This is a genomic window from Bacteroidota bacterium (assembly GCA_018698135.1).
GTDB lineage: Bacteria > Bacteroidota > Bacteroidia > CAILMK01 > JAAYUY01 > JABINZ01.
Genome location: JABINZ010000028.1, coordinates 1 through 20814 on the forward strand (window position 1 = coordinate 1; position 20814 = coordinate 20814).

Genomic DNA, 20814 nt, shown 5'->3' on the forward strand with positions numbered 1-20814 from the left:
ACTAATTAACTGTATTTTACATAATTCAATAAACAAAATAAAAGAGGAATAAAACATCCTCTTCTCGACTTATTCATATATGTATATAGAAACTTATGATTCTTCTTCATGACTGTAAAAAAGTATTATTTCTACTCTTACAACAATCCGAGACATTTCACTTAACAACTATTTACCTGAGTTCCTTAATTAGTTTCCTGAACTAACAAAATTGTAATTGTTCATTTTTGAAGGATACCAACCCGGTAAATTATTCTTTCCCATGACATCAGCCATGAAACCATTTGCTCCATTCTTCAAACTAAATGCATCGTAACCAATAATGCGTAAATACGATACAATATAGGCTGCAGTTTGTCCCGTATAACAATAAACTAAAATGGGTTTATCAATAGGTAATGTTTTCAGGTCAACACTGCGTTTGAGTGATTCGCGTGCTTGGTATTGAATAGCGCCAGGGATATGACCCATATTATAATGTGCTTCAGGCCAGTAATTAATAATATAATAATCATCTAGGCTTGAGAAAACCTGATCAGCTGTAACACATACTTGCTCAAATCCCTCATTAAATATGGCCTGTACTCTATTTTCAAGCATATCGATACAGCAAAGTTCACCGGTTTTTAGCTCAGGAAAAGCTTTAGGTTCCGCTTTATTATTTCCAGTTACTTCTAATTTTGCACTATGTTTACTTGAAGATACCTTAGTCCAATTATCTATAGCAAATGTTTTATTCCATGAACTCATACCGTATTTAAGATTCCAAAAATTAGCATAACCAAGTAATCTCAATGCAGAAGCAGCATAAGCGGACTCCTGTCCTGTATAACATACTAAGATGTTTTTTTCGACTTTCGCAGGATATATATCTTCCTCGAGAAGCTTTATGAGCTTGTTCAATGGAACATTAATCGCTCCCTGAATATGGCCTTTATCAAAATCTTCCTTTTTCCTTAAATCGATAATATTGATGTTCGTATTCAATATTGCGTGCAAGCTTTCAGCTTTAATATAACTTGGTGTTTTTGTACTATTAATAAAATCACCTGTATACTCTAAATGATCCATTAACATGTCAAATTCAGGAATATCCAGACCCTTGATTTCCACTTCCGACTTGTCTTCCTTACTATTTCCGCAAGAAAACAATATAAGTGAACCAAAAATAACACTTAGCAGAATTAAACTATTTATCCTTTTCATTTGTTTGTAATTTTAGTATTAACAACCTCCAGCAACTTGTGTTTCAACCTTTCTGGTTTTAACAAGTACTTTTTTTGGTTTTATTTCTTGATCAATTTTCGCATAACCTTTCGTATTCTTAACAATTTTGGCATAATCATAGGCCGTTTTATCATCTGGGTATAAACCAGATTTTGTTTTATACCCATCCATAATAAAGTTTGTTACAAATTGATAACCTCCCAACATAACTATATTATTGATGTAACCAATTTGCCTTAATAAGAGTTTTGCTTCCTTTGCCTCTAACTCTGTTTCAGCATATAAAACATTAACAAACTCTTCTTGATTTAATATACTTTCATACTCTTGTGATAATAAATCTTTGAAAGGGATGTTTATTGCTGATTCCAAATGTCCTTTAGTAAATTCGGCTGGGTTTCTGAGATCAATGAATCGATACTGACTATGTTTATTATTAATGATTGAAATTGCTTTTTCAGGTCTTAGCAGAGTTGTATCATTTATAACTTCTTGTAAGCTTGTTTCGAGATCCAATTCATATTTATATTCCGGTTTTTTCATTGTCAGAAATCCAACAATAATAATCAGCACAAATAAAATGATTAAGATCAGAAAATTATTAACGATTTTTTTATTGTTTTTCATCTGTTTATAATTGTTTTTTAGTTGTCATATGCCTGCCCGATGCAGGCGGGGAACTCGCATATAGTCATTTCCTTGTGCCTGCACACCGAAGTGTTTCGGTACACAGGTGTGTGTTTAGTCCTATACTCATGCTCGTTTCATGTATTTAAACTTTATTATGAAGCAGTTCACTTTATTTTTAAGCAGCTGCATTCTTGTTATTATTTCCAGAAATCAAAGTCTCAGTTCTGTCTTTTTGGTCAGCATAAATAATTGCTCCCATGCTAAATCAAAATTTCAACATCCACCAGCAACTTCTGATACAACACGCTTTTTTTGAATTATTACTTTTTTAATCACTTTTTCTTCCACAACAGAAGCTTGCTCACCTTGTCCAAAATACTGGCTTGCAGCCTTTCTGAATAAATACTTATCCATTTCACCAACATCAACTTTTGCTAATTCAGGTAGAGTAGGCTGTAAAATAGTCTCTACCCAAGCGTTTAATCCTCCTTGCATTACAAACAAATTGTCATAACCAATTCTTCTTAAAAGCATCCAGGCCTGATCAGATAAAACAGTTCCGTTACCATACAGTACATTCTTTGTATAGTTTTGCTTAAAATAAGACTCGTATTCTTCGCTTAAAAGATTTTCAAGTGGAATATTGACAGAACCCGGTAAATTGAATTTATTAAACTCCTCTACCGATCTAATATCAATTAATGCAAGTGATGGATCTTCATTTATTAGCAAATCTGCCACTTCATCAGTTGTAAAAAAACGAGTTTTCTGATTTAATTCATAATGAATTTGTTCAGGGTCAATTTGCTTGATACTATTATCCTTTTCGGGTAAAAATACAAGCCAAACTGCAAGAAGCAGAACAATGACCATTATTATAGCTCTTCTAGTTATCATAGTATATTTTCTAGTAATCTACTTTTTTAATCTTCTTTTCTATTCTTGCTGTAATGATAAATGCAGCAAAGGCAACTACTGCCAATATGAGAACAAATACGGCCCGAGACATTCCAAGTGAATCGAAAACAAATATTTTTCCTAAATCATTTGCCATATACAAGTTCTCAAACAGCGGAAAAGAAACTCCAAATAAGAAGATTCCTAAAATGATTCCGCCAATAAATAACATCGCATCGATTTTTCCAATAGCTGCAGCGCACACACTCGTTCCTGGACAAAATCCGCCCACAACGAATCCCAAACCCATGATTGATCCACCAATAATGGCTGAACTAACAAAAGTTGGATTAATATAAATTGCTGACAAGTTTATCCATCCAAAGTAATTGAAAAAAGTTAGTCCTATTGCAGCGGTTAAAGCAGCAGTAAAAAAGACACGGAGAACAACAAAGTCGTAACCGTAAAACACACCTACTAATTTTCTACTCGAAGAAAATCCAGCTTGTTCTAAAATAAATCCGAAGCTTATCCCAATAATGAATGCAATTACTAAATTCCATTCAGGAGATATTATGCCATTTGGTATTAAAGGTCCCATTATATTAAATATAAAGTTTTTAACAAAATTTGATTAAATCCAGTTTTTCCTGAAAAAATATGCGAAAATATACGCTCCTCCAAAAATAGCAAGCATTGAAATGAAACCGGCTGTTGCTAAAACAGACATTCCACTTAAGGCAGCTCCACTGGTACATCCGCGCCCTAATTGAGTTCCAAATCCAAATAGTACTCCACCAATAATGGCAAATATTATTCTTCGCTTGGATGATATTTTTGGGGAATGTTCAATTTTTAGTTTAAAACGGCCCATTAAAGCACCTGAAATTATGGCTCCTAATAAAACGCCTAAAACTTCAAGAACCAACCACGAACGCAAAGGGCTATGCTCATTATTAACCACATATTTTGAAAATAAATGATTATTTGCAACTGCATTATGGCTAATTGCATCATATGCCGTAACCACAACACTTTTCATTGCACCACTAGCACCCAATCCTCTTCCTGCGAAAAATATGGAGAGCAACATGGTCATACCTAATAGGAAGCCCGCCAAATAAGGATTTAAGTAAGTTTTACTTTTATCTTTCATAATTAATAGTTTGTTGTTTTCAAATTAATAAAGGTAACGAGTTACCTGACCAGCTTCCACCATAATAAATCGGAACATAAGACCTCCCAATAAGATCATAAATGCTGGAAGGAAAACGGGTATTTTGAATCCATACAATTTCAAGGACTCCAATAATGCAGGAATAACCAATCCAATTCCTACAACAAATACCCAAAAAACGGCTGTAAATTCTCCACCAAGAAAAAGACGTGCAGCTTCAATTTGCACTTCTGTACTTGCTAAAAATCCCATAAACATATGAATGATGAAGAAAACCTCTGTAGCTATCAATATTAAGTCTATACGCCCAAAAGCTTTTTTCTCATTGTAGTCTTTCGACATCCACATGATTAATGCAGCTGCAGTTGAAAAACCAGAAACCATAAATAATGGACCCAAGATAGATGTATTCCAAAGTGGTCGTGCATTAAATGCACTCAATAATATACCCGTATAAATACCTAAAATCACTGCATAAAAAATCATGAGCCAAGCCATAACCTTGCGGTACTTATACAAAAATGCAATAAACGTATCTATCCACTTATATCGGTCTAATTTTTTGTAAGCAAATTCGATTAGTCCATTTGTTAGTTTGAATTTACCTTTCCACAAATCAAGTAAATCGCGGATATACATTAAGCACCACAATAAAGCAATTGGAGTCACAATCATTAAAGTCCAGGCTCCCCACGACATAGGTGATTGTAATCGAATAACTGTGTATAACTGCCAGAAGTAAAGCTTATGTTTTAAATCCAGTAAAAGCATAAGTAAACCAAGAACAATAAATATTGGTACCAGAAACATACTCCATTTCACAGCTGTTTGGTATTGTTTTTCTTTACCTTGAATTGTGTAAAGAGCAGCAAAAAACATGATGCCAGCTGCTAAGCCACCCAGAAATAGATACAAGGGTATTTGCCAATGCCAGATATGAAGTACTGGATCAATATTCAAATTCATCCGTCCACTTACTATAATTTCTTCTTTCATCTGTCTATAATTATTTTTAAAAGATCATATGAAACGCGAATCGATTTATTATCAACATACTTTTGTTCACGAACTCGCTTCATCATTCAATTTTGCACAATTAGATTAAATAAAACACTTGTGGTTTAGTACCTGCTTCGGGTGCCAATGTTTTGTATTTCCTGAGTTTCATAATTTTTGAAACTTCACTATTTGGATCTTCCAAATCTCCAAAATACATACATCTTGTCGGACAAACAGAAACACAAGCGGGTTGCTGTCCTTTCTTAACTCGATGATTACAGAAAGTACACTTATCAACATAACCTTTTGGATGAGAATAACGTGCATCATAAGGGCAGGAAGAAACGCATGCTCCACAACCTATACATTTATTATGTGTAACCAATACGCTACCACCATCGCTATAATGACTTGCACCAGTTGGGCAACAACGAACGCAAGGTGAGTTATCGCAATGGTTACACCGCTCTGATCTGATTTCCAATTCCAATTCAGGATATGTTCCATCAGTCACTTCCACAATCCAATCTCTACAATATCCTATTGGAACTTCATTTTCTGTTTGGCATGCTACCACACAGTCACTACATCCGACACACTTTTTGGTGTCAATTGCCATTGCATATCTCATGATACTACCTCCTTCTTAGGATCGTTAACCAAGAATGTTACAAAGTTGCCTCTCATACCTGTACCTCCCATAATTGGATCAACAATAACACGTGTAATTAATTCAGAGTCTGAAGCACCTTTTCCATGTGCTCTTGTCATTTTTTTATTGTTATGACCAAATCCATGAACCATATAAATAGAGTCCCAACGAATCCGTTCAGTTACCCGAACTTTTATTGGGAAAGTCGACACCACATCATCCTGGTTTTTCAACCAAATGTATTGATCGTTTTTCAAGCCCCATTCATTGGCAACTCTTGGATTAATCCAACAGCTGTTTTCATCCATTAAGTCTGTTAAGTTTTCATTATTTGCTGTTCTACCAAATGTATGCATAGGTGCACGTCCATAGATTAAACGATAGAAACCCTGAGGCGGTTCCATATGTTTGGTGTAATTGGGCAGTGGATCGTAACCTGCAGCAGCAAACTGGTTTGAGTAAAGTTCAATTTTCCCAGTTGGCGTATTAAATATCATTTCTGGCAAACCTTCTGTGAAAAATAAATCATCGTATTTACGATCATATTTTTTCACACCCAACTTCTTCATTTCTTCCAAGGAACTACCAGCTTCTTTTAATTGCCAATCCAATACTTCCTCTATAGACTCATATTTGAAATACTCCTCTAAACCGAGTTTCAGCCCTAGCTCTTTTGCAATCCACCAACCAGGTTTGGAATCATATTTAGGCGGGACAGCAGGCATTCTCAGAGCTAAATATGGGTCTCTGTGTTGAGAAGCTCTAACAAAATCGTATCTTTCTAAATAGGTACATTCTGGGAAGATGACATCAGCATAGCCTGTAATCTCAGCAGGCATCGTATCTATAACTACAATCAAGTCAAGGCTTTGAATAGCCTTAAGTGTAGTTTTTCTATCTGGTAGCGTTTTAATAAGGTTTGTGCCATACACTATCCAAGCGCGGAAGGAGCATTCTCTTTCAACTGTAGGAATAGTTGCTTCACACATTGCATTCGAGAGTGCTAAGCCAGCCAGTTTATATTTATCTGGAAAGGCGTCTCTCCAGCTCTTTGTTGGTTTTGGGTAGTCTGGATGAGGGAAAGATGGAACCTTGACTTTTTCAGGTTTATAAAAGCCACCTCTTTGTCCCCAACTTCCTAATAATGCATTCAGCATAGCCATTAGTCTTGATCGCTGTGTATCATCACCATACCAGGTTGCATGACGGCCAGGATGTATAATAACTGAAGGTGACGCATTAAACATTTCCTTTGCAGTTTTGCGAATAACATCAGGTTTGATGGTGGTAATACCATAAGCCCACTCTGGCGTCATATTCTTAACATGTTTCTTCAGATCTTCAAATCCGTAGGTGTATTTCTCAACAAATTCTTTGTCAAACCAACCTTCATAGATAAGCACATGAATCCAAGCCAATAACAAAGCATTGTCGGTAGCAGGTTTAATAGGGAGCCAGAATTTTGATTTACTAGCAGCTGTTGAAAATCTTGGATCAACTGTAATGATTGAAGCTCCACGATCAATTGCTTCCGCCATCTCCTGAACTGGTCCGTTATGCATATTTTCACCCAAATGAGAGCCAATTAATACCAAACATTTGGTATCACGAATATCACAGGGTTCTGGTGAACCAATTGATTCACCAAAAGTTCCTACAAAACCTACTTCGCGAGGACCACGACACTGGCCATATGAAGGGGCAGATACATTCGCTGAACCATAGGCATTAAGCATGTGGGAGAATTGTTTTCCTCCTGTACCATGATTAAATAAAGCAACACACTCAGGTCCGTATTTACGCTTAATTTTCTGCATTTTTTCAGCAACATAATCAAGCGCTTCATCCCAGCTAACTTCTTTAAACTCTTGTTTACCACGAACATTGGTTCTGATCATTGGTTTTTTCAACCTGTCTTCATCTGAATACATGCCAACTCCACCAGTTCCTCTTGGGCATAAGCGCCCATTGCAATGAGGATCGTCTTCATGTCCGATTATCTTTTTAATGTTGTTATTTTCATCTGTATAAACCCAACCGGCACATTTCCAGAAACAAACTTCACAATAAGTGGGTGTTCTTCTTAACCCATCTTCTGAAATTTCACTATTGCTTTTTGCGCTTGCAGACGCCCACTTTACCAAAGGTGGTGTTATTGCTGCAACTGCAACTCCGGCTGAAGATATTTTAATAAAATCTCTTCTGTTAGTTTTCATATACTAATATTAACTAATTCGTACTTTATTTACATATATAAACATCCGCAATTATATATATGTCTGAGATAGTAAAATCAATAATTTACTTGTTATTCAACAACATAAATATAGTTATATATTATGAATCAAATTCATATATGTGTTTTATTTCGAGAATTAAGCACTTTAAACTCTTTAAACTGCATATTCAGTTCTTTATCATCCTGAAACAATCAAAATCTGAAGGTGTATTTATGTTGAAGAACAAGTTTTTATTACGTAATAATTCGTCTTTCATGTCGACAAACTGTATGTTGATAGAATCTTTCAAGATTCTATTCATTTTCAATATATTCTGTTTGATGTACTTATTCAGTGTTTTTATGAAATTTTTTGAATAAATACCAACGAGTGGCTCTACATGTTGGCCATGAACAGGAATAGTAGCATCAAAGTTACTTTTATGCGATAAAAGCAAATGGTCAATTAAAGCTGCATCAACAAAGGGTGTATCACAACTTATCACAATATTGTAGTCTGTATTCGAATAATTTAATCCAGTCAAAATACCAGCAGCTGGTCCTATATCTTTAATTATGTCGGGAATGACTGGATAGTTAAATTGCTTGTAATTAGTATTATTGGAACAAATAATTATTTGGTCAGCATATGGCTTAAGAATACTAATAGCATTTTCCATTAATGATTTTCCATCAAACTTCAAAAGCCCCTTATCCTTCCCCATTCGACTACTCTTACCGCCACATAATATGATCCCATTTACTTTACCCATGAACTAATGTTTCTTCTCCAAAATTACATTAAAATATAATTCAACTTTAGTTGAGGATGTTTTATTGTTATACAACAAGAATTCTTATTTTTGTGAACAATTATTAATAATTAGATGAGTAAATTTTCGTGTAATGACAATGTAAGTTGCCATGAATGCCTAAATAAAGATAGTTCACTATTCACCCACATTTCAACTCAGCACAAAGACTTTATTAATACAGCTAAAGTTCATTGTGAGTTCAAGAAAGGTGAAACTATTTTCAAGGAAGGCATGAAACCAACTGGGCTAATTTGCTTGAATCAAGGAAAGGTTAAAATTTTTAAAGAGGGAATTGGAGGGAAAGAGCAAATTATTCGTTTTGCACGCCCTATTCAGCTCATTGGTTTTAGGGCCATGTTTGCTGAAGGTAATTACATGTCCTCAGCAGTTGCAATTGAAGATTCAAGAGTTTGCCATATTGATAAGGAGAAGGTTTTTGAGGTTGTTCATAAGGACAATGAATTAGCCCTTAAAATAATCAGACGATTAGCTTATGAATTGGGTGATGCCAAAACCCGTATTGTTAATCTAACCCAAAAACATGTTAGAGGTAGACTAGCTGAAGCATTAATCATTTTGCACGACACCTATGGTGACAATCTGGTAGATGGATATATGGATGTTTCGATTGGCAGAAATGATTTGGCCGATCTTTCAAATATGACAACTTCAAATGCTAGCCGAACACTATCAGCATTTGCTGATGAGGGATTACTTATGACACAAGGCCGAAAAATCAAAATTCTAAAACTTAAAGATATAGCACGAATAAGCGAATACGGTTGATATCAATCAACTAACTTTTTGCATTTTGTGCAGAGCTTTTGTGTTTTTTGATCTATATCTTCAACATACGTACTCGATAGCATCACACAGGTTGGATTATGGCAATGTAATAATCCAAATGTATGACCTAACTCATGAATAATTATTTTTTTTAGTCGACTTATCAGTAACTCTTCATCTTGTGGCATGCCATAATGTTCATTTCGAAGCCTATAGAGTGAGGCTATTCCTGAATTACCATTTAGTATGGCCTGACCAAAAATAAAAGTGAGTATCGGAATAAATAAATCGACCCGAAATATGCCTATTTTTTTGATATCAGGTGATAAAAACATACTATCAATTTCTTCCAATAACTTGTTCCCATCATACTGCCGTCTTGTCGAATCATAAAATTCACTCAATTCAATATGACTTTCCTCGATATCAATCCTACATTGAAACTCATTTGATACATCAACAGCGACCTGTTCAAGAAAATTCTTCTCGAAATGTCCATATGTAATCAATAAAATGCTATGTTTATTCAATTATTTCGAACTTAATTAGCTGCTCTGTTAAAAGCCATTAATATGAAAATAATACCATATCAACTAGCTTAATTCAGCCTATTTGTTTGATTCACTTATTTTTTTTTGCGCTTTAAATCATATTTCTTGATCTTGTTATAAAGCGTCACTCTATCAACTTTTAATACTTTTGCAGAACGTGAAATATTCCAATCATATTTTGATAGAATTTGTAAAATGTATTTTTTCTCAAGATCCTCTAAACTTTCCGTGTGATTAGTAATGCTATCTTCTTCGAAAGGCAAATCTTTTTTACGAATTTCCTTACCATTACCAACCACTATTGCTCGCTCAATCATATTTTCAAGTTCGCGAACATTGCCAGGAAAAGGATAAGTTTCAAGTCGGTGAAGCACAGCTTTATCAATAGATATTATACCCCTACTCATTGATGTACAATATTTTGTTATAAAATAATCTACCAGTAAAGGAATATCTTCAATTCTATCGCGCAATGGAGGAATATGGATATTAACAACATTCAAACGATAAAACAGATCCTCTCTAAAAGTTCCATTATTAACCATTTTCTTCAAATCCTTATTTGTAGCACAAATAACTCTAAAGTCAGATTCTATCTCTTTATTTCCGCCAACTCGTACAAGTTTCTTAGTTTCTAACACCCGCAATAATTCAATTTGCATTTTAGTAGAAATAGTTGCTATTTCATCCAGAAAAATAGTTCCTCCATCTGCCATCTCAAAACGCCCCTTTCTATTAAACATAGCACCAGTAAATGCTCCTTTTTCATGTCCGAACAATTCACTTTCCAACAAACTTTCTGTAAGTGCGCCACAATGAACACTGACCAAAGGAAAAAACTTTCGCTGAGAATTGGAATGAACTGCTCTGGCAATAAGCTCTTTTCCTGTACCACTTTCTCCGGTAATTATGACTGGAGAATTTGACTGTGCAACGCGTTCAACTTCTTTTAACACCTTAATCATAGGTTTGCTTCGACCAATAAGATCTTCAACGTTTTCCAGTGCAACAACCTTTCTTTTCAAGGATTCATTTTCTGAAACCAAGGCAATTTGATTAGCCGCATTCCGGATCAAATGGGAGAGATCATCCGGATCAAAAGGTTTTGTAATGTAATCATAAGCTCCATCTTTCAATGCCTGTACAGCTGTTGAAACAGATGCAAAAGCTGTCATAATAATTACGATGGAGTTTTTATTAAAAGCTTTAATACGTCTATGCATTTCCAAACCATCCATTCCAGGCATTTTAATATCTGCCAGAATAATGTCAAAATCCTTCGATTCAAGAATAGATAATGCTTGCTTTGCATTCTCAGCACGGTCCACCTGATAGCCGTCTTCAATGAACCAGTTAAATAATGAATCTCTTACCGATTCCTCATCGTCTACGATTAAAATTGAAATGTTTGCTACCATATATTTAGTTTAACTTTTTATTAGGGGTAATATTATCGATATTGTGGTTCCCGTCCCTAATTCAGACTCCACTTCTAAATTACCATTGTGGCTTTTAATAATACCATGTACAATTGCCAGTCCTAGTCCAATGCCGCTGGTTTTCTGCTTGGCAGAGAAAAATGGTTCAAAAACATGAGGAATATCATCAGCTGCAATACCAACACCATTATCTGTGATTTCAAGAACTATTTTCTCGTTATCAAGGTTTGATGTTTTCATGATAATTTCACCATTTTCAGTAACAGCTTCTAAGGCATTTAAAAGAATAGCCACACAAGCTTGTTTTATCTGATTCTCACTACAATGTATTGTATCAAATTTGGCTGTAAAATCAGTATGCATGCTAATACCGCATATTTTCATTTGGTGTGACATTAAATTGAAAGCATCGGCAACAATTTCATGTAAATGCTTGTTAGCATATTCCTGCTGATCTTTTTTTGAGAATTCAAGCAAACCTTTGACAATGTCTCCACAGCGTTTTGTTTCGTTTTCAATGACCTTTAAATATTTTAATATGGGCAATTTAATAGTTTCATCAAGATCCAGCTTGTTTAATTGTTTGTAGATCAATTTGGTGTATGTGAGTACACCCGACAAAGGATTATTAATTTCGTGAGCAACTGAAGAGGATAATTTGCCTAGAGATGCAATTCGTTCCACATGAATTAATTCATTCTGAATTTCAGATAATTCTTCTGATTTTTTTTGAACTTTATACTCTAATTGTTGCGACCAGTTCTGCAGCTCAATGGAAGCAGATTGAAGATTGTCAAGCATTTCATTAAATGCTTTTGAAACCATCCTCATATCATTTAATTGATGTGACTTAATTTCCAGGCGTGTGCTTTTATCGCCCTTGGAAACGGCTTCACTTGCTTTTATAATAGCATTTAACGGATTTTTGATATTTTTTCTTGTAAAAAAAAGCAGCAATGTTAGCAAGAAAAAAGTTGTAATTATTGCCAAAATATAGGATCTATTCAAATTAGCATCCAATTCTTCTAAAGGAATCCTAATGACAAATGAACCCAAAACATCTTCATTATTATTATGTGCATGACAAGATGCAGTGTAACAAGATTTCTGATTTAAAATAGGTGATTTTATCAGAAGGAGTCTGCTGTTATGATCCAATTGACTCATACTGCATTCGCTCTCGACATTAATAATTCTGAAAGACTTCTCATCACGTGTAAACATGGTCGTAATATCTTCGTGACATTTTATGCAATTTGGATCGTTGTGGCCTGATTCATCTTCAGAAAATGAGGAATAAACAAGCTTTTCCTGATTATCATACATATTCACATCCTGTATTCCAGGCATCTCATTAATTATATTGAGCATATTAGTTAATGCTGTTTTATCATTTTCCAGCATATACTCATATAAAGCTCCTTCAACAAACATGCACACATTATTTCCACTTTGCTGAATGATATTCTCCATGTATTCCTTGTTCACAGTTCTAAAAATGATACCAAAGGATAAAAGTAAAAAAACAGCCAATATCGCCAGTATAATTACCGACTGACCATATATGGATGAATAAAAGTTGAAATATTTTTTGAAAAACGAACTTATTATGTTCCTTTTATTAATTGAGAATTTAAACAAAGCCATTGCCAATTTCCTAAATCAATTGTTTTGTTAAATAAATTTCAGTTATGAAATATCATGGATATCTCATTGATTAAAATCTGGATCTATTTGAAGCCTACTGTATAAATCATTTAGTCTTTTTTAATGGGTATTGTTATTGAAATCGTTGTTCCTTTACCAAAATCTGAATTAATACCTATTGTAGCATTATGACTTTTAACAATGCCATGAACAATAGCCAGACCCAATCCTATGCCATTTGTTTTTTGTTTAGCTGAGAAAAATGGCTCGAAAACATGCTTTAAATCTTCAGCCGATATGCCTACTCCATTATCTTTGATTTCTATTTTTATACTATCTTCATCAGGATTTGTTGTTTTCATTAGAATTTCAGCACTTTCGAGTACTGCTTCTGACGCATTTAACAACAAGGCAAGACATGCCTGCTTTATTTGGTTTCTATTGCAGTGGATTAAATCATTTTTAGCCGAGAAATCTGTTAAAAAACTAATATTACCAATTTTCATCTGATGAGACATTAATGCGTAGGACTCATCTAATATTTTGTGTAAATGTTTGGTTTCAAAATCTGAATCATCTTTTCTTGAAAATTCCAGTAAGCCCTTTACTATTTCGCCACATCGCTTCGTTTCAGTTTCAATCACTTTCAAATATTTTGACATAGATAGTTTTGTGATTTCATCTAAATCCGGTTTAGCTAATTGCTTCTGCACTAACTTGGTATAGGTTAAAACTCCAGCCAAGGGGTTATTAATCTCATGAGCAACTGAGGATGATAATTTACCTAATGATGCAATCCTTTCTACATGAACAAGTTCATGCTGCATTTCTGAAAGTTCTTCTGTTTTTTGCTGAACTTTATATTCAAGCTGTTGTGACCAGTTTTTCAATTCATTGGTTGCTGCTTGAAGATTGTCAAGCATTTCGTTAAAAGCATTTGATACCATTCTCAAATCATAGAGCGTATTGGGTTTTATCTCCAGTCTGGTGCTTTTATCACCTTTAGAAACAGCCCTACTTGCTTGCACTATCGAATTTAAAGGAATGATTATCTTTCTTCTTGAAATATAAATTATTGAAAATAGTAGTAGGATAACAGCAAAAGCAGCCAAAATAAAAAATTCCGATGAAGACTTCTCAACTGCTGTGTCCAAATCATTTAAGGGAATTCGAATGACGAACGATCCCAATACCTCATCACTTCTACTATGCGCATGACATGAACTGGTATAGCATGATTTTTCATTTAATATGGGTGAGTGTATGAGCAGGAGTCTATAATCATAATTTTTTTGACTCATATCACATTCGCTATCAAAACTTAATATCCTGAACGACTTCTCTTTCTGTGGAAACATGTCTTTGATGTTGGAATGACAATCTTTGCAATTAGGGTTGTTATGACCGATGGAGTCTGATTCAAATGTTGAGTGAACCAGATTATAATGATGATCATAAATATTAACATCTTCAATACCTGGTAATGTATTAATTAGATCCAAGGTATTTTGCAATGAGCTTCTGTCATTTTCAAGCATAGAATGATACAAAGCTCCTTCTACAATGGACCCAATATTATTTCCATTTTGCTTGATTACGGTATCTAAATATTTTTCATTAACAGATCGGAAAATAATACCAAAAGAGATGAAGACAAATACAGACAAAATTGTTATGGTAATAACTACCTGCCCATAAATTGTTAATCGGAATTTTAATATTTTTCTAAAGAAACTAATCAATTCCAGTAAGCATTATTCGATTTATACTAAAACCAAACCAAGAGCTAATACGTATAAAATGGGTCTTTATCCCAAAGCCCCATTTTAACAAAGTTAATCATTTTATTAATGTAGAAATAAAACAGGCTTCAAGGTATAATGTGCCTCAATTATCACACATTAAAGAATTGTTTATCGTTTCAGCTTATTAGAAACAAAAATCCAAATAATTGTTAAACATTTAGAAATTCTGCTTGAAAATCATCCCATACCTCTTTTGGAAGCTCGGTCAGGATGTTATCACGAAGCTCACCTCCATCTTGCAGCACCATTAAGACTGGTTCTGCAGCATATTTATTCATGGGGCTACCCATAACAAATGCCTTAAACCTATCCAACTCTTTTCTTGACCATTTTGTTGCTTCTTCAGCCAAAAAATACCCACTGGTTTCTGCAATCCAATTTTTAGGCTTAATCTGATAAATCCAACCTGCATCATACGGATCATCATTAAGTAATTCTGGATTTTCAGCAAGCATATAATTCGTATTAATTACCTCACCTGATATTGGTGAAAAAATACGGAGTTGCTTCCCATTTTGTTCAATTATCGTCAATAATTCCCCCTTTTTTATTTTCTCTCCAACATTTTTAAGCATCGAAAATTCAATTTTGCCTGTAATATGTTGTAGAAAATCATCCAAGCCAACTTTTGCATTTCCCGATTTTTCGAGAAAAGACCATGTATGGGTTTGATTATAGAATAATCCCTGAGGAATATTAAGAATTTTATCCGAGAGGTTTCCAATCACTTTTTGAATCTTTTTTGTTACTTGTTTAGAGGAGAATTTCCAGAAAACAATGAGAATTAATAAATATCCAATCACAAATATATATTCGATTCCCTTGGTATCAAATATATCTATTTTGCTAAAACCTTCCATTTTTTTGCTTTTAAGTTTCCTTTTTCTAAAGTTTCAATATGTGTTTCCTTTGCTATCCAGCTAGGAGAATCTGTATAAACAGGCATTCTTCTTACGATCCATCTAAATACTAATATTTGTACCATAATAACTGCTGCACTGACGACTACTTCCATCCAGGTAGGAAAGTGAATTGTGTTTTCGTACCAGTGGTATGAAAAAGTGGAAATATTGAGCCTGTTTAAAATTATACCAAGAGCTGTCATGATAGCTGCAGTTCTAATAAGAAATATATTTAATCGCTTATAACCAATCATAAATAAAGTAGCCGGTAAGGCAACAAATCCAATGATTTCAAGCAAATACCAATACCCCCAACTTGTATTTAAATACATTCCGTTTTTCTCATGCAATAAAACCAACAATGTCATAGCTAAATAAACGAACATGCTTATTGAGCAGGTTTTTGCTAATCCAGTTAACATGCTCTTATGAGAACTTTTAAATACAAACGACATCAGATTTTTGAATACTTTTTGATTTATGCTCTCCAGAATAATGACCAATGATAATCCGGCAAAAATACTTGAGATGAAAAACAATATCGGTATGAACTGGGAATACCATAAAGGATGAATCTTTGCCTTTGCCATTAGGAATAAAGCACCTAGTCCAGATTGGTGTAGAGTAGAAAGTGTAATTCCAAAAATCACAACAGCTAAAGTTAATGAAACGGCAATTTTTCTTTGTTTTTTCAGACCTAGCCATTCGGTGACAGTTGGATAAAATTCAATAAACAAGGAGCCCATATATAGGATAAAATGCCATGCTACTAAAAACAGTACAGCACTCAATCCAAATGAATTCCCAATTATAGGATTGATAACTTTCCAGGGGCGTCCGAGATCCAACAATAATGCACCTGCATAAAAAACATATGCCAATAAAGCATAAAGTACAGTTGCTCTTACTATTGGGCGATACTTTTCCATTCCTAGAATATAGACCAGAAATGTAACAACAAAAGCTCCTCCAGCAAAGGCTACTCCCGTAATTACGTTAAAATTAATCCATAAGCCCCAAGGTGCATCTTGAGAAGCATGTATTACAGCACCCAAACCTTTTGTAAATCTTATATAAAGAATTACAGCTGCTGCAATTATTGTTATTGCTGAAATAACATTAAATGGAGTTATTATTTTTCCTTTAGGTTTCAATTCATGTAACATGAATTTTATAACACCTGTTTTCTTTTCATTTTTCATGTTAGTTCATTTTATCTTTTGCTATTTTGTTTTTTCTCTCTACCAGGGAATTATTTAACCCAAGCAAAAAAGCTGGCCATAAGATTAGTACGGCTGGCACAGAGGATAGAAATGTTTTATTGTGTTCTGGATATGCTTTTGAACCTAGATTGGTTTTAAGATCCAACTCCTCGAATGGAGCTGAAGCAAGATAAAGAATACCCGTGCCTCCCACTTCATGTTCTCCATAAATGCTGTGAACATATCGATCAGGGTTGGTGTATATCCGCTTGTTAGCCTCTTCCAATAAATCCCTTCTTTTTCCGAATTTCAAAGCATCATACAAACAAGAATCTACGCATGCAGGTATTCCTCCTTCTTTTACTAATTCGTAGCACATCCTGCACTTCTGAATTTTTGGATTCGGACTATTGTACTCAAATTTGGGAACATCAAAAGGACAAGCTATCATGCAAGAACGACAGCCCATACACTTATCTTCCTGCCATATTACAGGGCCCTCAGGAGTTTTATACATGGCTTTTGTCAAACAGGCCGAAGCACACGCAGGACTATTACAATGATTGCAGGCATGTCGGATGTACTGTTCTCCTTCTGAAGTTTCGTAACTATTAATAACAACGCGTGTTGTTTCATCAGTTTTTCGAACAAGACCTACTTCTGGAAAAGTCTTCGAATAGGGCAATTCATATTGATCAGAACAGGCGTATTCACAATTCTGACAAGCCATACATCGTGTTGAATCATATAAAATCCCATAAAATTCTATATCACTCGAGTCCTCTTTTTCAGCAGTTAAGCCTTTACCACATGCAAGTGTGGCACCGGTAACTCCCAATGTTCTTAAAAAATTTCTTCGATTAATACCCATTATTTTGATTTTTGTATTGTTAATAAATTCAATTCTTTACATAATATTAAATGGTTTGCTCGGGCTATTTGTATACCTGACATAAAGGTTTGTCAGGAAATTACACGGTTCTTGTTTGTGCAGTATCGATAAATGAAGTTTGAAAATCTTCCCAAACTTCAGGACCAAGATTCTCCAGAATTCCTTCGGTTAACTCACCTCCATCCTGAAGTACGATATGTGCGTAGTCTTTCGATTTTGGATTCAATGTTTCACCAAGAAAATCTCGAAGTCTGGAAAACTCTTTACTCAACCATGCATTATATTTTTCTGTCATGATAAAAAACTTATTTTCTCTTTCCCAATTTGTTGGCTCAATTAAATAAACCCACCCATCTGTATAAGGACTTGAATTTATTAAAGCTGAATTTGTGATAAGCTCCTTATTATATTCTTTAATAATTCCAGAAATAGGTGCGTAAATATTTATCTGCTTGCCGTTTTGGATGAGTGAAAGAATTTGGTCACCCTTTTTAACCTTATCTCCTGTATTCTTCAGTTTTAATCGAGTTATTGGCCCCGTTATTCGTTGCAGAAAATCATCAATGCCCATTTGTACCAAGCCTTCTTTTTCCCTATGGGCCCATGTATGCGTTCTATCATATAAAATTCCCTCTGGAACCAATACTGTTTCTTTTGTAAAAACAGCTGCTAATTTGGATTTTGAAACAGATACTACGTCACTTCTATTTCTAAGAAAATTGAATCCAGCCAATACGATTAGGATCACAGCTAAATTCAATACCATAATTACGATTATCTTTAATGTAGAATTTGATGCTTTTTCAGTTATTGGACTTAAATTAATTTTAGTCTCCGCCAATTTATCTACATAAGAACTTCGTTCGTTTATAACGAGATCTGTATATCCTGCGGGTAAAAAATACTTTTGGCCATCAACTAAAACCCACTTCAAAAAAGCAAGTTCAATCTCATTCTTTGGTTTAACTGGAGATATTGAATACAGGTTGTTGAATAATGATTTTGGATATTTACCAATCCATACTCCACGAGTGAAGACATTAAGGTCGGTGTAAATTTCTTCCATGTAGTCAAGCAGACCATTTCCATTCTTGTCAATGGGTAATAGTTTGATATGATCGACAATGTTTTGGCTATTTACATCTATTATATCAGTCAAATTACAAAAACCAATTGCGTAAGGATCATGTTGAACCGTGCGAATCAATTTTTTACTATTACCAATTTTCTGAGCATTAAACGATGATTTACTTGTATTCATAAAGCTTAATACCGTTGAAATAATAGATTCATCTTTAAGAATATAGCAATTGATTGGAGCATCGTGTCCGTTACCAAGTATTGATCCCCATGTACTTTCAACAGGATTATTGACAAGAGCTTTCATATCTTCAGCAGAAAGGCCTTGTTCATTCAATAATTCAATGAATGGGTTATCTGCATTGATGATTGGTACAATTACATGTCGACCAATAATTGTTTTCCAAGCATCCTTATCTTTTGGATCAAAATAATTATAATCAGAGCTTAGGATAATGCTGTTTCGGTCACTGAAAATTCTATCTTTTGTTGTTTCAGTTTCTTTGATAACATTAAATTTAATCCCCGGATTCTGTATACAAAATTCATCGGTTAACTGGCATGCAAGTGCATATAAATCTGCTGTACAATAAATATCTATTGTACCTTTCATTTCAGAGATATTCTTGAGGTCATTTGTGCTGCTGACATGATTACTGATTAGCAGAAAAAAACCAATAAATAAAAAGACTATATTTTTCATTATTTCTAGATTAATATGTTGTTAATAAAATCAGGTGCATTATTCCATTGTTTTTCTATTCTTAGAAATTGGATTTCAACTACAATGCCATTGACAAAATACGAACTCAAAGCATTGATTTACTATGCATTACGAATACACTTGTTTAATTTATTTACAAAAAGAATTGATGAATATATTTACAGTTAAGTAATTTATTAGCCCGAAAGCCTTACCCGCCATACTATACAATAGTTTTGTATATTTTTTCAACAGCTGCTTATTAATTCAACAGTGTCGTTGTTTTAACAAGACCCTGAATTTTAAACAATAATCAGATATAAAACTAGTTTACAGGTAGTTATACACACTACAATTTAGATAATAGCAAATATTATTTCTTAACATAAACAAATACCATAACTAGTGATTAGACTGATATTAGTACGATTCTATTAATTCTGAGAATGTGAAAATTATTTTTAGAAAAGTGTTTTCCTTGTTTAAAAAAATCAAAATAGAAGAGAAATTTTTCTAAAACTGCAAGGATATATTTTTTACTTATTAATATCTTTTTTTACAAAAAAAAGGCTCATTTGATATGATCAAATAAGCCTTCAATATGTAGAAATTGATTTTTATACGATGCCAGCAAAGCCCATAAATGCCAATGCTAAAATACCTGCTACAATAAATGAGATCGGTACACCACGCATTCCTTTTGGAACTTCCATTAAATCTAAATGCTCTCTGATTCCAGCAAAAATTATCAGAGCAAGACCAAATCCGATTGCATTGGCAATTGCATAAACAACTCCGCCAATCAGGCTATAATTTCCATTGATCGTTAAGATAGCAACACCAAGTACTGCACAATTTGTTGTGATAAGTGGTAAGAAAATACCTAAAGCCTGAAATAAAGTAGGGCTTACTTTTTTCAAGATAATTTCAACCATTTGAACCAATGCTGCAATAACAAGAATAAAACTAATTGTTTGCAGAAACTCTAATCCAAAAGGCTCCAAAACATAATATCGAATTATGTAAGTAACAATGGTTGCAAGAGTCATCACAAATAATACTGCACCACTCATTCCTATAGCCGTATCAATTTTCTTAGAAACACCAATAAATGGACAAATCCCAAGAAACTGAGCCAGTACAATGTTATTTACAAATACGGCAAGTATGATTATTGTTAATATTTCCATCT

19 protein-coding genes are annotated in these 20814 nt (G+C 34.0%); 1 reads left to right on the forward strand and 18 read right to left on the reverse strand.

Going from position 1 to position 20814, the window contains the following annotated elements; translation table 11 throughout:
- Positions 1-189: 189 nt before the first annotated feature.
- The 9 genes from HOG71_01915 to HOG71_01955 form a co-directional block, all read right to left on the reverse strand.
- Positions 190-1206: a rhodanese-like domain-containing protein gene (locus HOG71_01915; GenBank protein ID MBT5989583.1), complete on the reverse strand. Its 1017-nt coding sequence runs from the start codon at positions 1204-1206 to the stop codon at positions 190-192.
- Positions 1207-1224: 18 nt separating this feature from the next.
- The gene (locus HOG71_01920; protein MBT5989584.1) at positions 1225-1854 is read right to left on the reverse strand and encodes a rhodanese-like domain-containing protein; all 630 of its coding nucleotides are present in this window, start codon (positions 1852-1854) and stop codon (positions 1225-1227) included.
- A 276-nt stretch (positions 1855-2130) separates the two neighbouring features.
- The gene (locus HOG71_01925) at positions 2131-2754 is read right to left on the reverse strand and encodes a rhodanese-like domain-containing protein (protein ID MBT5989585.1); all 624 of its coding nucleotides are present in this window, start codon (positions 2752-2754) and stop codon (positions 2131-2133) included.
- A gap of 10 nt (positions 2755-2764) precedes the next feature.
- On the reverse strand, positions 2765-3355 hold the full coding sequence (locus HOG71_01930; protein ID MBT5989586.1) for a YeeE/YedE family protein: 591 nt from the start codon (positions 3353-3355) through the stop codon (positions 2765-2767).
- 33 nt (positions 3356-3388) lie between these two features.
- Positions 3389-3910, reverse strand: a complete 522-nt coding sequence (locus tag HOG71_01935; protein MBT5989587.1) for a YeeE/YedE family protein — start codon at positions 3908-3910, stop codon at positions 3389-3391.
- Positions 3911-3934: 24 nt separating this feature from the next.
- Complete coding sequence (gene nrfD, locus HOG71_01940) at positions 3935-4927, reverse strand: polysulfide reductase NrfD (protein MBT5989588.1); 993 nt, start codon at positions 4925-4927, stop codon at positions 3935-3937.
- A 100-nt stretch (positions 4928-5027) separates the two neighbouring features.
- Positions 5028-5564 carry a 4Fe-4S dicluster domain-containing protein gene (locus tag HOG71_01945; GenBank protein ID MBT5989589.1) on the reverse strand — a complete coding sequence of 179 codons (537 nt, stop codon included), beginning with the start codon at positions 5562-5564 and terminating at the stop codon, positions 5028-5030.
- Positions 5558-7798 carry a molybdopterin-dependent oxidoreductase gene (locus HOG71_01950; GenBank protein ID MBT5989590.1) on the reverse strand — a complete coding sequence of 747 codons (2241 nt, stop codon included), beginning with the start codon at positions 7796-7798 and terminating at the stop codon, positions 5558-5560. Before HOG71_01950 ends, HOG71_01945 begins: the two co-directional genes overlap by 7 nt.
- Before the next feature lie 190 nt (positions 7799-7988).
- The gene (locus tag HOG71_01955; protein MBT5989591.1) at positions 7989-8573 is read right to left on the reverse strand and encodes a molybdenum cofactor guanylyltransferase; all 585 of its coding nucleotides are present in this window, start codon (positions 8571-8573) and stop codon (positions 7989-7991) included.
- A 114-nt stretch (positions 8574-8687) separates the two neighbouring features.
- On the opposite strand from HOG71_01955, the gene HOG71_01960 reads away from it, so the two are divergent.
- On the forward strand, positions 8688-9401 hold the full coding sequence (locus tag HOG71_01960; GenBank protein MBT5989592.1) for a Crp/Fnr family transcriptional regulator: 714 nt from the start codon (positions 8688-8690) through the stop codon (positions 9399-9401).
- Between the two features lie 2 nt (positions 9402-9403).
- Here HOG71_01960 and HOG71_01965 read toward each other — a convergent pair whose 3' ends face one another.
- The 9 genes from HOG71_01965 to HOG71_02005 all read right to left on the reverse strand — a co-directional run bounded on the left by HOG71_01965 (position 9404) and on the right by HOG71_02005 (position 20812).
- A complete protein-coding gene (locus tag HOG71_01965) occupies positions 9404-9931 on the reverse strand; it encodes an archaemetzincin family Zn-dependent metalloprotease (protein ID MBT5989593.1) in 528 nt (175 codons plus the stop codon).
- Between the two features lie 95 nt (positions 9932-10026).
- Entirely contained in the window at positions 10027-11370 is a 1344-nt protein-coding gene (locus HOG71_01970; protein ID MBT5989594.1) for a sigma-54-dependent Fis family transcriptional regulator, read from the reverse strand.
- A gap of 9 nt (positions 11371-11379) precedes the next feature.
- Entirely contained in the window at positions 11380-12864 is a 1485-nt protein-coding gene (locus tag HOG71_01975; GenBank protein ID MBT5989595.1) for a HAMP domain-containing protein, read from the reverse strand.
- 284 nt (positions 12865-13148) lie between these two features.
- Complete coding sequence (locus HOG71_01980) at positions 13149-14780, reverse strand: HAMP domain-containing protein (protein ID MBT5989596.1); 1632 nt, start codon at positions 14778-14780, stop codon at positions 13149-13151.
- A gap of 212 nt (positions 14781-14992) precedes the next feature.
- Positions 14993-15703, reverse strand: coding sequence for a glycine cleavage system protein H (locus HOG71_01985; GenBank protein ID MBT5989597.1), 711 nt, complete (start codon positions 15701-15703; stop codon positions 14993-14995).
- The gene (gene nrfD / locus HOG71_01990) at positions 15682-16947 is read right to left on the reverse strand and encodes a polysulfide reductase NrfD (protein ID MBT5989598.1); all 1266 of its coding nucleotides are present in this window, start codon (positions 16945-16947) and stop codon (positions 15682-15684) included. Before nrfD (HOG71_01990) ends, HOG71_01985 begins: the two co-directional genes overlap by 22 nt.
- A 1-nt stretch (position 16948) precedes the next feature.
- Entirely contained in the window at positions 16949-17818 is an 870-nt protein-coding gene (locus tag HOG71_01995; protein MBT5989599.1) for a 4Fe-4S dicluster domain-containing protein, read from the reverse strand.
- Between the two features lie 100 nt (positions 17819-17918).
- The gene (locus HOG71_02000) at positions 17919-19622 is read right to left on the reverse strand and encodes a hypothetical protein (protein MBT5989600.1); all 1704 of its coding nucleotides are present in this window, start codon (positions 19620-19622) and stop codon (positions 17919-17921) included.
- Positions 19623-20239: 617 nt separating this feature from the next.
- Positions 20240-20812: an electron transport complex protein RnfA gene (locus HOG71_02005; protein ID MBT5989601.1), complete on the reverse strand. Its 573-nt coding sequence runs from the start codon at positions 20810-20812 to the stop codon at positions 20240-20242.
- Positions 20813-20814: the final 2 nt, after the last annotated feature.